This window comes from Streptomyces sp. NRRL B-3229 (assembly GCF_000719505.1).
Classification (GTDB): Bacteria; Actinomycetota; Actinomycetes; order Streptomycetales; family Streptomycetaceae; genus Streptomyces; species Streptomyces griseorubiginosus.
The window spans coordinates 159,807-175,027 of record NZ_JOGP01000004.1 but is presented as its reverse complement, the minus strand read 5'-3'; the positions used below and the strand labels follow the sequence as shown (position 1 = coordinate 175,027).

The window sequence follows — 15,221 nt, the reverse complement described above, 5'->3', positions numbered from 1 at the left end:
ACCAGCGTACAGCGCTAACCCCCAGGTGGCACTAACCAATAGTTAGTGCCACCTGGGGGAGGGGCGCCGTCAGTAGCCGAAGTCCTGGGTCCACCAGGGGCCGCCGGTCCCGAACTGGACGCCGACGCCGAGCGTCTTGAAGTCGCAGTTCAGGATGTTGGCCCGGTGGCCCGGGCTGTTCATCCAGGCTTCCATGACCGCCGCCGGGTCGGACTGCCCCCGGGCTATGTTCTCGCCGCCGAGGTTGGTGATCCCGGCCAGCGAGGCCCGGTCCCACGGCGAGGCGCCGCTCGGGTCGGTGTGGTCGAAGAAGCCCTGGGCGGCCATGGCCTTGCTGAAGTCCTCGGCCAGGCCCGCCAGCGCGCTGTTGGCGGAGACCGGGCTGCACCCGACCTTGGCCCGCTCGACGTTCACGAGCTGGAGGACCTCGGCGGCGGCAGCGGCCTCCGTGGAGACCTCCACCGGCGCGGTGGTCTCCTTCTTGGCCGGCTCCCGCTCCTTCTGGGTGGGAGTCGCCTTCGGCTTCTTGCTGGGCGTGGCCTGCGGCTTCTCCGTCGGCTTCTCGGTCGGCGCGGCCGTCGAGGCGGACGGCGAGGACGGGGCGGGGGAGGGGGCACGCTGGGCGTCCCGGCTCGTGGAGCTGCCGTCCTCACGGCCCTCGGCGGCGCCGCCGGAGGTGCCGCCCTGCTCGGCGGGCGTGTTGGTCGGCGAGCCGGCCGCCTGCACGTCGCCGCCGGTCTTGGTGCTGCCGCCGATCTTGTAGTTGTCCAGGCCGGGCACGACCCCGGTGGCGACCGCGACGGTGCCGATCGCGACAGCCGCGGAGACCCCGAGCAGACCGGTCTTGACCGGTGTCACAAGGCTCTTCTTGCGCCGGCGGTGCGAGCGGCCGGGCCGGGAGCCGTCGGCGGGTGTGTAGTCCTCGCCCCGGTACAGCGCGTACTCCTCCTCCGACGCGAACAGGTAGGCGTCACTGCGCGCGTAGGGGTCGGGCTCGACGTGGCTCGAGTAAGTGGTGGTGCTCGCCGAGGCGAAGTTGTACGAGTCCTGCGGGTCGAAGCCGCTCCGGTGGGAGCTGTATGTCTCTGTGACCCCCGTGGCGCGGCCCGTGGCGGCGCGGCCGGCGGCGGAGCGTCGGTGGCGTCCCATGTCCTTGCCTTCCTCGTCTGTTCTTGAGGTCGACGCGTCCCCCCGGTCAACCAAAGTCACAAAACCCACACGATCGAGTGAGTTTCGTATGAGATTCATTGGCTGCGGACAGTACCGCATGGCGCCAGGGGAGGGTGTGTCCGGAGAGACATTGGCCGGTTAGGTTGCACCCATGAGCGAGGATGTACGACTGGTGGCCTGGGTGCGCGGACGCGTCCAAGGTGTGGGTTTCCGCTGGTTCACGCGGGCCAAGGCTCTCGAGATCGGCAGCCTGAGTGGTTTTGCTCTCAATTTGGACGACGGACGCGTCCAAGTGGTCGCAGAGGGACCGCGCGCGGGCTGCCAAGGGCTCCTGGACTGGCTCCTGGGTGACGACACGCCCGGTCGTGTGGACGGCGTCACCGAGATCTGGGACACACCTCGCGGGGGTTACGACGGCTTCGCCATCCGATGAGCCGTTTCTGTGGAACGGCCCCGGTGGAGGCGTAGGGATGTGCCACCGGCACCTGCCCGCAGCGGAAAGGTGCTGGTGGTTGCCAAGAAGCGCCTGCCGTGGCAGGCTCCGCACCTAAGATTGATCGCTACGCCCCGGGGGTCCCGAGCGTGCCGTCGCGCCGCCGTTCCAGGCCGCGCCGCACCGGGTTGCCTGCCAATACGGGGCGTGATCGTGTTGACCGTCAAACTTTTTGGTGAGACGCTGAAAGCACCCCGAGCACCTTAGCTGTTTGGCATGGTTGAACGGCAGTATGAACTCAAAAGTGTCAAGCACCGCGGGTGCGAATCCCTCACGACCCACACCGCTTCGGTCGGTCACTCAGTGTGGAGGACCATCCATCATGGCAAAGGCGCTTCTCGGTTACGTCGGCGGCTCCGACCCTCGACTCCTCGCCGAGATGCGACGGCTCCAGCAGCGCGTCCAGGACCTGGAATCCGAGCTCGTACGGATCCAGGCCGAGAACGACGCGCTCGCGGCTGCCGCTTCTCACGACAGGATCATGGAGAGCATCGACGCACACCAGGCGGAGCCTGCGCTCACCTGATCGCTGCATTGCTCCACGACAGCTCACGCAGTGGTCGAGCGGCTCGTACCAACCGCTAAGTTGTCAGAGTTTGCAAGGGACGCTTCGGCGTCCCTTCTTTCTTTCCCCCGCGCATCCTTTCACCCTCTTAACGTTTGGTGTGCCCTGCATGTTCAACGGTGAAACCGCGGGGGAGAGCGCGTTCATGGAGCGAGACACCCCCGGAAGGTAGAGTCCAGCGGCGTGCACCTCAAGGCCCTGACCCTCCGGGGGTTCAAGTCGTTCGCCTCGGCGACCACGCTCCGGTTCGAGCCGGGGATCACCTGTGTCGTGGGGCCCAACGGCTCGGGCAAGTCCAACGTCGTCGACGCCCTCAGCTGGGTCATGGGCGAACAGGGCGCCAAGTCGCTGCGCGGCGGCAAGATGGAGGACGTCATCTTCGCCGGCACCACCGGGCGCCCGCCGCTCGGCCGCGCCGAGGTTTCCCTGACCATCGACAACTCCGACGGGGCGCTGCCCATCGAGTACGCCGAGGTCACCATCACGCGGATCATGTTCCGCAACGGCGGCAGCGAGTACCAGATCAACGGCGACACCTGCCGTCTCCTCGACATCCAGGACCTGCTCTCCGACTCCGGCATCGGCCGCGAGATGCACGTCATCGTCGGCCAGGGGCAGCTCGACTCCGTCCTGCACGCCGACCCCACCGGCCGCCGCGCCTTCATCGAGGAGGCTGCCGGTGTCCTCAAGCACCGCAAGCGCAAGGAGAAGGCACTCCGCAAGCTGGACGCGATGCAGGCGAACCTCGCGCGCGTGCAGGACCTCACGGACGAACTCCGCCGCCAGTTGAAGCCGCTGGGACGCCAGGCGGCGGTGGCCCGGCGGGCGGCCGTCATCCAGGCGGACCTCCGGGACGCCCGTCTGCGACTGCTCGCCGACGATCTCGTACGGCTGAGGCAGGCGCTCAGGACCGAGGTCGCGGACGAGGCCGCGCTCAAGGAGCGCAAGGAGGCCGCCGAGCAGGAGCTGAAGAAGGCACTCCAGCGCGAGGCGCTCCTGGAGGACGAGGTCCGGCAGCTCACGCCCCGGCTCCAGCGGGCCCAGCAGACCTGGTACGAACTCTCCCAGCTCGCCGAGCGGGTCCGCGGCACGATCTCGCTGGCCGACGCGCGCGTGAAGAGCGCGACCTCGGCGCCGCCCGAGGAGCGCCGGGGGCGCGACCCCGAGGACATGGAGCGCGAGGCCGCGCGGATCCGCGAGCAGGAGGCCGAGCTGGAAGCGGCCCTGGAAGCGGCCGAGCACGCCCTGGAGGACACGGTCGCCCACCGCTCCCAACTGGAGCGCGAGCTCGTGCAGGAGGAGCGGCGGCTCAAGGACGTGGCCCGGGCCATCGCCGACCGCCGTGAGGGCCTCGCCCGTCTCAACGGCCAGGTCAACGCGGCCCGTTCGCGCGCCGCCTCCGCCCAGGCCGAGATCGACCGCCTGGCCGCGGCGAGGGACGAGGCCCAGGAGCGGGCGTTCGCCGCGCAGGAGGAGTACGAGGCGCTCAAGGCCGAGGTGGACGGCCTCGACGCGGGCGACGCGGAGCTGGCGGAACAGCACGACGAGGCCAAGCGCCGGCTCGCCGAGGCCGAGTCCGCCCTGACGGCCGCCCGGGAGGCGGCCACGACGGCGGAACGCAGACGCGCGGCGACCCAGGCCCGCCATGAGGCTCTGGCCATGGGGCTGCGGAGGAAGGACGGGACGGGCGCACTGCTGGGAGCGAAGGACCGTCTCACCGGCCTGCTGGGTCCGGCCGCCGAACTTCTGACGGTGACGCCGGGCCACGAGGTGGCGTTGGCGGCCGCGTTCGGGGCAGCCGCAGACGCCCTCGCGGTGACCTCCCCGTCGGCGGCGGCAGAAGCGATCCGCCTGCTGCGCAAGCAGGACGGAGGTCGGGCGTCACTGTTGGTCGCCGGGGAAGCTGACTCACTCAGGGGCGCGGGGCTGGGTCAATCTGCGGCTCCGCCGCGGGGCACGACCAGCCACAGCGGACCCGCTGACGCCACCCATCAGCACGCGGCAGATCTAGTCCGCGCCCCGTCCGACCTGATGCCTGCGGTCCGCCGCCTCCTCCACGGCATCGTCGTCGTCGGCACCCTCGAAGACGCCGAGGACCTCGTCTACGCCAACCCCCACCTCACCGCCGTCACCGCCGAAGGCGACCTCCTCGGCGCCCACTTCGCCCACGGCGGCTCCGCCGGCGCCCCCAGCCTCCTCGAAGTGCAGGCCTCCGTCGACGAGGCCGCGGCGGAACTCGAAGAGCTGGCGATCCGCTGCGAGGAGCTCACCGAGGCCCAGCACACGGCCGTGGAGAACCGAAGGGCATGCGCCGCCCGCGTGGAGGAGCTGGGGGAGCGGCGCCGGGCCGCGGACCGCGAGAAGTCCGCCGTGGCCCAGCAGCTCGGTCGGCTCGCCGGCCAGGCGAAGGGCGCCGCGGGTGAGGCCGAGCGGTCCACCGCCGCGGCCGCCCGTGCGCAGGAGTCCCTGGAGAGGGCCCTCGAAGAGGTGGAGGAGCTCGCCGAGCGCCTCGCCGTCGCCGAGGAGATGCCGGTCGAGGAGGAGCCCGACACCTCGGTACGGGACCGTCTCGCCGCCGACGGCGCCAACGCCCGCCAGACCGAGATGGAGGCCCGCCTCCAGGTCCGTACCCACGAGGAACGGGTCAAGGGACTCGCGGGGCGGGCCGACTCCCTGGACCGTGCCGCCCGCGCGGAGCGCGACGCACGCGCGCGTGCCGAACAGCGCAGGGCCCGGCTGCGGCACGAGGCCGCCGTCGCGGAGGCCGTCGCCTCAGGCGCCCGGCAGCTGCTCGCGCACGTCGAGGTGTCCCTCGCGCGCGCCGGCGAGGAGCGGACCGCCGCCGACGCCGCCAAGGCGCTCAGGGAGCAGGAGCTGACCGCCGCCCGCACCGCGGGCCGGGACCTCAAGACCGAGCTCGACAAGCTCACCGACTCGGTGCACCGGGGCGAGGTGCTCGGTGCCGAGAAGCGGATGCGGATCGAGCAGCTGGAGACCAAGGCGCTGGAGGAGCTGGGCGTCGAGCCGGCGGGCCTGGTCGAGGAGTACGGCCCTCACCAGCTGGTGCCGCCCTCCCTGCCCGCCGAGGGCGAGGAGCTGCCGGAGGACCCCGAGCACCCGCGCAACCGGCCGAGGCAGTTCCACCGGTCCGAGCAGGAGAAGCGGCTCAAGGCGGCCGAGCGGGCCTACCAGCAGCTCGGCAAGGTCAATCCGCTCGCGCTGGAGGAGTTCGCGGCCCTGGAGGAGCGGCACCAGTTCCTCAGCGAGCAGCTGGAGGACCTGAGGAAGACCCGCGCCGACCTCCTTCAGGTGGTCAAGGAGGTCGACGAGCGCGTCGAGCAGGTCTTCACCGAGGCGTACCGGGACACCGCCCGGGAGTTCGAAGGCGTGTTCAGCCGGCTCTTCCCGGGCGGCGAGGGGCGGTTGATCCTCACCGACCCCGACAACATGCTCACCACCGGCGTGGACGTCGAGGCGCGACCCCCGGGCAAGAAGGTCAAGCGGCTCAGCCTGCTCTCCGGTGGCGAACGGTCGCTCACCGCCGTGGCGTTGCTGGTGTCGATCTTCAAGGCGCGGCCCAGCCCGTTCTACGTCATGGACGAGGTCGAGGCCGCGCTCGACGACACCAACCTCCAGCGGCTGATCCGGATCATGCAGGAGCTCCAGGAGGCCTCGCAGCTCATCGTGATCACGCACCAGAAGCGGACCATGGAGGTCGCCGACGCGCTGTACGGCGTCTCCATGCAGGGTGACGGCGTGTCGAAGGTGATCAGCCAACGGCTGCGCTGACCCCTCCGGCTACCCCGTTTCGATTCGTTCATTCCTTGAACTCAACATCCTCACGTGTGCCTGTTTTCTCACACGCTTCCAGCTGTTGCTTTCGGAACTTGAAGGCATAGGGTCGTCGTCGTTGTTCTTGCTGTCAGGCAGCGTTGCCGATGGCCTTAGGAGTTGAACGTGACCAGTACAGCGCAGGCGCAGAAGTCAGGAGCCGGAGCGGCTCATCCCGATCATCTCGGGCACGTCATCTTCATCGCGGCGGCCGCCGCGATGGGCGGTTTCCTCTTCGGCTACGACAGCTCCGTGATCAACGGCGCGGTCGAGGCCATCCGGGACCGCTACGACATCGGTTCCGCGGCCCTGGCGCAGGTCATCGCCATCGCCCTGATCGGCTGTGCGATCGGCGCGGCGACCGCCGGACGCATCGCGGACCGCATCGGCCGTATCCGCTGCATGCAGATCTCGGCCGTGCTGTTCACGGTCAGCGCCGTCGGCTCGGCGCTGCCCTTCGCGCTGTACGACCTGGCGTTCTGGCGGATCGTCGGCGGTTTCGCCATCGGTATGGCGTCCGTCATCGGCCCCGCCTACATCGCCGAGGTCGCCCCGCCGGCCTACCGCGGCCGTCTCGGTTCCTTTCAGCAGGCCGCGATCGTCGTCGGCATCGCCATCTCGCAGCTGGTCAACTGGGGGCTGCTGAACGCCGCCGGTGGCGACCAGCGCGGCAAGCTGATGGGTCTCGAGGCCTGGCAGGTCATGCTCGGCGTCATGGTGGTCCCGGCCGTCCTCTACGGTCTGCTCTCCTTCGCCATCCCGGAGTCCCCGCGGTTCCTGATCTCCGTCGGCAAGCACGAGCGTGCCCGGGAGATCCTCACCGAGGTCGAGGGCGACAAGGTCGACCTGGACGCCCGGGTCTCCGAGATCGAGCACGCGATGAAGAGCGAGCACAAGTCCACCTTCAAGGACCTGCTCGGCGGCTCCTTCTTCTTCAAGCCGATCGTCTGGGTCGGTATCGGCCTGTCGGTCTTCCAGCAGTTCGTCGGCATCAACGTCGCGTTCTACTACTCCTCGACCCTGTGGCAGTCGGTCGGTGTCGACCCGACGGACTCGTTCTTCTACTCCTTCACGACGTCGATCATCAACATCGTCGGCACCGTGATCGCGATGATCTTCGTGGACCGCGTCGGCCGCCGGCCGCTCGCCCTGATCGGCTCCGTCGGCATGGTGATCGGTCTGGCGCTGGAGGCCTGGGCGTTCTCCTTCGACCTCGTCGACGGCAAGCTGCCGGCCGCGCAGGGCTGGACCGCGCTGATCGCAGCCCATGTGTTCGTCCTCTTCTTCGCCCTGTCCTGGGGTGTCGTCGTCTGGGTCTTCCTCGGCGAGATGTTCCCGAACCGGATCCGCGCCGCCGCGCTGGGCGTCGCCGCGTCCGCGCAGTGGATCGCCAACTGGGCCATCACCGCGAGCTTCCCGTCGCTGGCCGACTGGAACCTCTCCGCGACCTACGTGATCTACACGGTCTTCGCCGCGCTCTCCATCCCGTTCGTCCTCAAGTACGTCAAGGAGACGAAGGGCAAGAAGCTGGAGGAGATGGGCTGACGGCCCACCCCGAGCCCGGGGGGAGGGGTCAACACCCCGCTGCCCCTCTTCCCGAACCTTCCGCCGGCCCCGGCCCAGGCAACCGCCTGGACCGGGGCCGGCGGAGTCATGTGCGGTCACCGGATGAGGACGCCGCCGCCGACCTCCAGGGCCTTGCGGCAGCTGCCCTCAATGATCCGTGGTCGGGTCTCGATCTGATGCCGGTGCTCCTCGACGGTCCGCGGCCGCTGGGTGCCGTGGGCGACCCGGTCGAGGCGGGAGCGCAGCATTGCCACCTCGCGCTGGAACTCGGGTACGTCCTCGGCCTCGACGTAGAGGTCGTCCTCGGCCAGCACGGGCAGGAAGCGCGCGCCGAGGGAGCGCACGAACTCCGAGCCCCACACCGTCGTACGCCAGGACTCGAAGCCGCCCGACTGGTACACGTCGTCGGGAACGTCGAGGACGCGCCTTGTGCCGTCCGACTCTCGGACGAACACCTCCACCGACGAACTCATGGGCACAGTGGAGCATCGCCGGGTCCCTCTCGGCCATCAGATACCGCCCCGCTCACCCACCCAGCGCCGGCAGCACCCGTTCCGCGAACAGCCGTAGGCTTCGCCAGCCCTCCGCCACCGGCATTCCGCCCGCCAGAGGATGCAGGACGAGGTTGTCCAGGCCCAGTTCCACGCACTGGTCCGGAGTGAGGATGCGGTACACGCCCTCCGCCCGCAGTTCGTCCACCGACGTGGCCGCCGACCGCACCGCCGAGCGGATGTCGCCGGACTGCCAGGAGGCGTACGTGCGGGCCTCGTGCAGGAAGTGTTCGCCGTGCCGGCCCCACACCTCGTCCGGGTCCTCGGCGATGTGCAGCAGCGGCGTCTCGGCGGTCGGCATCATGGTCCAGCCCTCCGTGCCGTACTCCACGAGCCGCTCCTTGTAGTACGCCTCCAGCTCCGGCAGGTGGGCGCTGGGGAAGAAGGGCAGACCCAGGCGGGCGGCTCGCCGGGCCGCGGCCTTGGAGGAACCGCCGACCAGGAGGAGCGGGTGCGGGTCGGTCAGAGGGCGCGGAGTGACCCGTACCGTGCGGCCGCGGTACTCGAACTCCTCGCCGGTCCAGGCCTTGAGCAGGGTCTCCAGGAGCTCGTCCTGGATCCGGCCCCGGCGCCGCCACTCCACGTCGAACAGGGCGTACTCCTCGGGGCGGTACCCGATCCCGGCGACCGTCACCAGGCGGCCGCCGCTCAGCAGGTCCAGTACGGCGATCTCCTCGGCCAGGCGCAGCGGGTCGTGGAGCGGGCCGATGATCGCGGAGACCGTGACCGCGATCCGCCGGGTCGCCCCGAACACCGCGCCGGCGAAGGCGAACGGTGAGGGCAGCCAGTTGTTGTCGACGCCGTGGTGCTCCTCGGTCTGCACGGTGGTGATGCCGTGCTCGTCGGCGTACGCGGCCATGTCCAGGGCGGCCCGGTAGCGGGCGCTGAGGGAGGCGGGCGTGGCGCCGGGCTCGACGAGGTTGAACCGGACGACCGTGACGGGCATGGGGGGCCTCCTTCACCGGGCGGTTGGTGCGGGGGACGGTAGCTGACGGTACGTCAGATAGCCATGGTCATGACCGCGGGTGCGCCGGCAGCCATGGCCACGGTCGCGGGTGAGCCGTGAACCGGTCCGCGGGTCTCCGCCGCCCTCCGCTCCGCCGTTCCGGGCGTGGCCGCTGACCCTCCCCCGGGAGGCAGGGATGGATACTGGACGGGTTATGGAAACCGTCATCCTTGCTGTAGTCATCGCCGTGGTCGTGCTCGGTGTGCTCGGCGGGCTCGTCGTCGGCAGCCGGCGCAAGAAGCCGCTGCCCCCGCCGCCCCCCGCCGCGCCCGACATCACCGCCCCTCCGGCCGAGCCGCACGTCGGCGACGAGGCCGAGACGCCGCGCGACGAAGCGCGCCGGACCATTGAGGAGGTGGATCTCCCGGACGGCTCCGCGCCGCCCGTCACCGAAGAGCTCCCGGCGGCGGCCGGGATCGAGATCCCGGAACCCACCGCCGGACGTCTGGTCCGGCTGCGGGCCCGGCTCTCCCGCTCGCAGAACGCGCTCGGCAAGGGGCTGCTCACGCTCCTGTCGCGTGAGCACCTCGACGACGACACCTGGGAGGAGATCGAGGACATCCTCCTCACCGCCGACGTCGGCGTGGCCCCCACCCAGGAGCTGGTCGACGGCCTGCGCGAGCGGGTGAAGGTGCTCGGCACCCGCACCCCCGACGAACTGCGCGGACTGCTCCGTGAGGAGCTGCTCAAGCTGGTCGGCACCGAGGTCGACCGCACGGTGCGGACCGAGCCGGACGACCGCAAGCCGGGCATCGTGATGGTCGTCGGCGTGAACGGCACCGGCAAGACCACCACCACCGGCAAGCTCGCGCGCGTGCTCGTGGCCGACGGGCGGACCGTCGTCCTCGGCGCCGCGGACACCTTCCGTGCCGCCGCCGCCGACCAGCTCCAGACCTGGGGTGAGCGGGTGGGCGCCCACACCGTGCGCGGGCCCGAGGGCGGCGACCCCGCCTCCGTCGCCTTCGACGCGGTGAAGGAGGGCAAGGAGATGGGGGTCGACGTGGTCCTCATCGACACCGCCGGCCGTCTCCACACCAAGACCGGGCTCATGGACGAGCTCGGCAAGGTCAAGCGGGTCGTGGAGAAGCACGCGCCGCTGGACGAGGTGCTGCTGGTCCTCGACGCCACCACCGGGCAGAACGGCCTCGTGCAGGCCCGCGTCTTCGCCGAGGTCGTCGACATCACCGGCATCGTCCTGACCAAGCTGGACGGCACCGCCAAGGGTGGCATCGTGGTCGCGGTCCAGCGTGAACTGGGCGTGCCGGTCAAGCTGATCGGGCTGGGCGAGGGCGCGGACGACCTGGCGCCGTTCGAGCCGGAGGCGTTCGTGGATGCGCTTATCGGCGATTGAGAAGTCCCCGTACGCGAAGAAGCGCCCGCCCCAAGGTGCAGTTGGGAGCGGGCGCTTCGCTGTGTACGGCCGTACGGCTGTGTGTGCGACCGGCGTACGGCTATGCCCGCGACCGGTGCGCCACGTAGGCCAGCGTGCCCAGCAGCAGCCTCGCCGCCGGGGGCTTCGTCGCCGTGTCCAGGGACGGGGGGCGCAGCCATTGCACCGGGCCCAGCCCGCCGCGGTCCGACGGGGGAGCGGTGATGTACGCGCCGGGGCCGAGGCCGTGCAGGTCCAGGGAGGTCGCGTCGTCCCAGCCCATGCGGTAGAGGAGTTCGGTGAGGTCGGCCGCGGCGCCGGGGGCGACGAAGAACTGGGCGCGGCCCTCGGGGGTGGCCGTGACCGGGCCCAGGGGCAGGCCCATGCGCTCCAGGCGGACCAGGGCGCGGCGCCCGGCCGGCTCGGCGACCTCGATGACGTCGAAGGCCCGCCCGACCGGCAGCATCACGGAGGCGCCGGGGAACTCGGACCACGCCTTGGACACGTCGTCGAGGGTGGCGCCGGCCGGGACCTGGGGCGCGAAGTCCAGTGGATGGGCGCCCGGCAGCCGGCAGTCCGGACGTCCGCAGGAGCAGGCGCCCGCAGCGGCCCGCGCGCCCGGGACGACGTCCCAGCCCCAGAGTCCGGTGAACTCGGCGACGGCGGTGCACTCCGAGGAGCGGCCGCGCCTGCGCGTACCGGTACGAATCTCCCGAATACCGCCGATCGTGAAGCCCATGCCCCCTCCAACGGGTTCACCGCGCCGGTGGTTACGGAACGGACGCGGCAGGTCACTCTCCGTTTCCTCTTCCGGGCGATGGCGGCGCCCGGAAGTGCCACGGGTGGTGTGCCGGGTGCTGCGCGCCCCTGCGTGCACCGCTCCGCCCACCCCCGCTCGGTCTATGTCAAGTGAATCGTGTGGAGGCGACCGTGAGTTCATTCGAAGGGGTGGCGAATGGTGGCGTTTCCGGGATCGCCATGGCTGGACGCGTGATCGTAGGATTACTTTGAGTGCACGAGTCCTGGGGGCACATGCACATGTGGGTATGCCGGAGGCAAGTAGGTTCCCCGTTCGAAGGCTGACAACTGCCGGACGAACGGCCGTATTTACCGGCATTCTGATAACGCTTGGCGCACTCGGCGACAAGTGGACTCAGGGATGGGGGCGTTCCAGTGGGCGGCAACAGCGGAAGCGGGACGGGCACCGGGAGCACCGTGCAGCCCGACAAGCGACCCAACGAGCTGCTCACCTCCTGGTTCGTGCGCAGCGGCTGGTCGAAGGGCGAGCTCGCCCGCCAGGTCAACCGCAGAGCACGCCAGTTGGGCGCCAACCACATCTCCACCGACACCTCGCGGGTGCGCCGCTGGCTGGACGGCGAGAACCCCCGCGAACCCATCCCCAGGATCCTGTCCGAGCTGTTCTCCGAGCGGTTCGGATGCGTCGTCTCCGTCGAGGACCTCGGACTGCGCGCCGCCCGCCAGTCGCCGTCCGCGACCGGGGTCGACCTGCCCTGGACGGGCCCGCAGACCGTGGCCCTGCTCAGCGAGTTCTCGCGCAGCGACCTCATGCTGGCGCGGCGCGGCTTCCTCGGAACCTCGCTGGCCCTGTCCGCGGGTCCGTCCCTCATCGAGCCCATGCAGCGCTGGCTGGTCCCCGGCCCCGGCGCCACCCCGCACCGCGAGCCCGACCCGGCCGCCGCCCGCCGAGCCGGCCGGCTCTCCCGGCCCGAGCTCGACCTCCTCGAGTCCACCACCGTGATGTTCCGGCAGTGGGACGCCCAGTGCGGTGGCGGACTGCGCCGCAAGGCCGTCGTCGGCCAGCTGCACGAGGTGACCGACCTGCTCCAGGAGCCCCAGCCCGAGACGACCACCCGCAAGCTGTTCAAGGTCGCCGCCGAACTGGCCGAACTCGCGGGCTGGATGTCGTACGACGTCGGGCTCCAGCCCACCGCCCAGAAGTACTTCGTCCTCGCCCTGCACGCGGCCAAGGAGGCCGGCGACAAGCCGCTCGGCTCCTATGTCCTGTCCAGCATGAGCCGCCAGATGATCCACCTGGGGCGGCCCGAGGACGCCCTGGAGCTGATCCACCTCGCGCAGTACGGCAGCCGGGACTGCGCGAGCCCGCGCACCCAGTCCATGCTGTATGCGATGGAGGCCCGCGCCTACGCGAACATGGGCCAGCCGGGCAAGTGCAAGCGGGCGGTCCGGATGGCCGAGGACACCTTCGCCGACGCCGACGACTGGGACGAGCCGGATCCCGACTGGATCCGCTTCTTCTCCGAGGCCGAGCTGTACGGCGAGAACTCCCACTCCTACCGCGACCTCGCCTACGTCGCCGGTCGCAGCCCGACCTACGCCTCGCTGGCGGAGCCCCTCATGCAGCGGGCCGTGCAGCTCTTCTCCGACGACACCGAGCACCAGCGGTCGTACGCACTCAATCTCATCGGCATGGCCACCGTGCACCTGCTGCGTCGTGAGCCCGAGCAGAGCGCCGGGCTGGTGGAACAGGCCATGCACATCGCCAAGAAAGTCCGCTCCGAGCGCGTCAACACTCGTATTCGAAAGACGGTCGACACCGCCGTACGCGATTTCGGTGATCTCGCCGAGGTCGTGGACCTGACCGAGAAGCTCGCCGTGGAACTCCCCGAGACCGCGGAAGCCGTCTGAGGCCCGCGGATCCCCGGAACCCCGGCCGCGGCCGGCCCTCCCGAACTGCCCGACTCGGCTCCCCCATGCCAGGTCATCGGAAGGCCGACCGCGGCCGGTTTCTTTCCTTCTACGAAGGTTGCGCCACGATAACGATCGACGCGGCCCGAATCTGCCAGTTCATCGACGCGTAACACACCAGGCGCCTTCGTCATGGCGGCGAAACAACGAGGGGCTTCCACCGAAACCGCGCTGCGCCAATCTCGTGGCGCATAACCGGTCCACCCCCTCAAAGACCGCTCAGGCTCTGCCCGCACGGGGCCGTACCAACGACGAGGAGACGCCGATGGCACCAGCCATCACGCTCGCCGCGGACAAGCTGTCCGTGGCCAACACAGGTTTCATGTTGATCTGTTCCGCCCTGGTGCTCATCATGACCCCGGGCCTGGCCTTCTTCTACGGAGGCATGGTCCGGGTCAAGAGCACCCTCAACATGCTGATGATGAGCTTCATCAGCATGGGTATCGTCACCATCCTGTGGGTGGTCTACGGCTTCTCCATGGCGTTCGGCACGGACCACGGCTCGCTCATCGGCTGGGAGAACGACTTCTTCGGCTGGACCGGCATCGACAAGGCCGACATCTGGTCGGGGTACACGATCCCCGTCTTCGCCTTCGCCGTCTTCCAGATGATGTTCGCCATCATCACGCCCGCCCTGATAAGCGGCGCCCTCGCCGACCGGGTGAAGTTCTCCGCCTGGTCGCTGTTCGTCCTGCTGTGGGCGACGGTCGTGTACTTCCCGGTCGCGCACTGGGTCTGGGGCACCGGCGGCTGGGCCTTCGAGCTCGGAGTGATCGACTTCGCCGGTGGTACCGCGGTCCACATCAACGCGGGTGCCGCGGCGCTCGGCGTGATCCTGGTCATCGGCAAGCGCGTCGGCTTCAAGCGTGACCCCATGCGTCCGCACAGCCTCCCGCTGGTCATGCTCGGTGCCGGTCTGCTCTGGTTCGGCTGGTTCGGCTTCAACGCCGGCTCCTGGCTGGGCAACGACGACGGCGTCGGCTCGCTGATGTTCGTCAACACCCAGATCGCCACCGCGGCCGCGATGCTCGCCTGGCTGGCCTACGAGAAGATCCGCCACGGCGCGTTCACCACGCTCGGTGCCGCCTCCGGCGCGGTCGCCGGTCTGGTCGCCATCACCCCGTCCGGTGGTGCGATCACCCCGATCGGCGCGATCGCCATCGGCGCCATCGCCGGTGTCGGCTGTGCCGCGGCCGTCGGCCTGAAGTACCGGTTCAACTACGACGACTCCCTGGACGTCGTCGGTGTCCACATGGTCGGCGGTGTCCTCGGCTCCCTGCTGATCGGCTTCTTCGCCAGCGGCAAGGGCCAGTCCGACGTCAAGGGCCTCTTCTACGGCGGCGGCATGGACCAGTTCTGGAAGCAGTGCGCCGGTGTCTTCGCGGTCCTCGCCTACTCGCTGATCGCCTCCGCGATCCTCGCCTTCCTCCTCGACAAGACCATCGGTATGCGGGTCAGTGAGGACGAAGAGGTCTCCGGTATCGACCAGGCCGAGCACGCCGAGACCGCATACGACTTCAGCGGTGCCGGCGGCGGTTCCGCCAAGGTCGCCGTCGCGGCCGCTGCCGAGTCCAAGAAGGTGGACGCATGAAGCTCATCACCGCCGTCGTCAAGCCGCACCGGCTCGACGAGATCAAGGAAGCCCTCCAGGCCTTCGGGGTCCACGGCCTGACGGTCACCGAGGCGAGCGGTTACGGTCGTCAGCGGGGCCACACCGAGGTCTACCGCGGTGCCGAGTACACCGTCGACCTGGTCCCGAAGATCCGTATCGAGGTCCTCGCCGAGGACGACGACGCCGAGCAGCTGATCGACGTCATCGTCAAGGCGGCCCGCACCGGCAAGATCGGTGACGGCAAGGTCTGGTCCCTGCCGGTCGAGACGGCCGTACGGGTCCGGACGGGCGAGCGCGGCCCGGACGCGCTCTGACCGAAGAACAGAACAGG

Annotated in this window: 12 protein-coding genes; 8 read left to right on the top strand and 4 right to left on the bottom strand. The window is 70.0% G+C overall.

Features of this window, described 5'->3' with window-relative positions; genetic code table 11:
• Positions 1–69: 69 nt before the first annotated feature.
• Positions 70–1,149 carry a CAP domain-containing protein gene (locus tag IF54_RS0107570; protein ID WP_030315858.1) on the bottom strand — a complete coding sequence of 360 codons (1,080 nt, stop codon included), beginning with the start codon at positions 1,147–1,149 and terminating at the stop codon, positions 70–72.
• A 172-nt stretch (positions 1,150–1,321) separates the two neighbouring features.
• Between IF54_RS0107570 and IF54_RS0107565 the strand changes: the two genes are divergently transcribed.
• From IF54_RS0107565 to IF54_RS0107550, 4 genes are all read left to right on the top strand, one after another.
• Positions 1,322–1,603 carry an acylphosphatase gene (locus tag IF54_RS0107565; protein WP_028809831.1) on the top strand — a complete coding sequence of 94 codons (282 nt, stop codon included), beginning with the start codon at positions 1,322–1,324 and terminating at the stop codon, positions 1,601–1,603.
• Positions 1,604–1,985: 382 nt separating this feature from the next.
• The gene (locus IF54_RS0107560) at positions 1,986–2,189 is read left to right on the top strand and encodes a hypothetical protein (RefSeq protein ID WP_016432419.1); all 204 of its coding nucleotides are present in this window, start codon (positions 1,986–1,988) and stop codon (positions 2,187–2,189) included.
• A 222-nt stretch (positions 2,190–2,411) separates the two neighbouring features.
• A complete protein-coding gene (gene smc / locus IF54_RS0107555; protein ID WP_030315855.1) occupies positions 2,412–6,017 on the top strand; it encodes a chromosome segregation protein SMC in 3,606 nt (1,201 codons plus the stop codon).
• 168 nt (positions 6,018–6,185) lie between these two features.
• Positions 6,186–7,604 (top strand): sugar porter family MFS transporter, encoded by a 1,419-nt coding sequence (locus tag IF54_RS0107550; RefSeq protein WP_030315854.1) that lies wholly within the window; start codon positions 6,186–6,188, stop codon positions 7,602–7,604.
• A gap of 116 nt (positions 7,605–7,720) precedes the next feature.
• Here the strand turns inward: IF54_RS0107550 and IF54_RS0107545 are convergent, their stop codons facing one another.
• Positions 7,721–8,098 (bottom strand): hypothetical protein, encoded by a 378-nt coding sequence (locus IF54_RS0107545; RefSeq protein WP_030315852.1) that lies wholly within the window; start codon positions 8,096–8,098, stop codon positions 7,721–7,723.
• Positions 8,099–8,150: 52 nt separating this feature from the next.
• Positions 8,151–9,122, bottom strand: coding sequence for an LLM class flavin-dependent oxidoreductase (locus tag IF54_RS0107540; RefSeq protein WP_030315850.1), 972 nt, complete (start codon positions 9,120–9,122; stop codon positions 8,151–8,153).
• 214 nt (positions 9,123–9,336) lie between these two features.
• Here IF54_RS0107540 and ftsY point away from each other — a divergent pair, with 214 nt between their 5' ends.
• Positions 9,337–10,533, top strand: coding sequence for a signal recognition particle-docking protein FtsY (gene ftsY, locus IF54_RS0107535; RefSeq protein ID WP_030315848.1), 1,197 nt, complete (start codon positions 9,337–9,339; stop codon positions 10,531–10,533).
• 100 nt (positions 10,534–10,633) lie between these two features.
• On the opposite strand, the gene IF54_RS0107530 is transcribed toward ftsY, so the two are convergent.
• Complete coding sequence (locus tag IF54_RS0107530; RefSeq protein WP_020138745.1) at positions 10,634–11,290, bottom strand: bifunctional DNA primase/polymerase; 657 nt, start codon at positions 11,288–11,290, stop codon at positions 10,634–10,636.
• Between the two features lie 434 nt (positions 11,291–11,724).
• Here IF54_RS0107530 and IF54_RS0107525 point away from each other — a divergent pair, with 434 nt between their 5' ends.
• From IF54_RS0107525 to IF54_RS0107515, 3 genes are all read left to right on the top strand, one after another.
• Positions 11,725–13,218 (top strand): hypothetical protein, encoded by a 1,494-nt coding sequence (locus IF54_RS0107525; protein WP_030315846.1) that lies wholly within the window; start codon positions 11,725–11,727, stop codon positions 13,216–13,218.
• A gap of 325 nt (positions 13,219–13,543) precedes the next feature.
• Positions 13,544–14,869, top strand: coding sequence for an ammonium transporter (locus IF54_RS0107520; protein ID WP_020138747.1), 1,326 nt, complete (start codon positions 13,544–13,546; stop codon positions 14,867–14,869).
• A complete protein-coding gene (locus IF54_RS0107515) occupies positions 14,866–15,204 on the top strand; it encodes a P-II family nitrogen regulator (protein ID WP_003997576.1) in 339 nt (112 codons plus the stop codon). The genes IF54_RS0107520 and IF54_RS0107515 overlap by 4 nt, the downstream gene beginning before the upstream one ends.
• Positions 15,205–15,221: the final 17 nt, after the last annotated feature.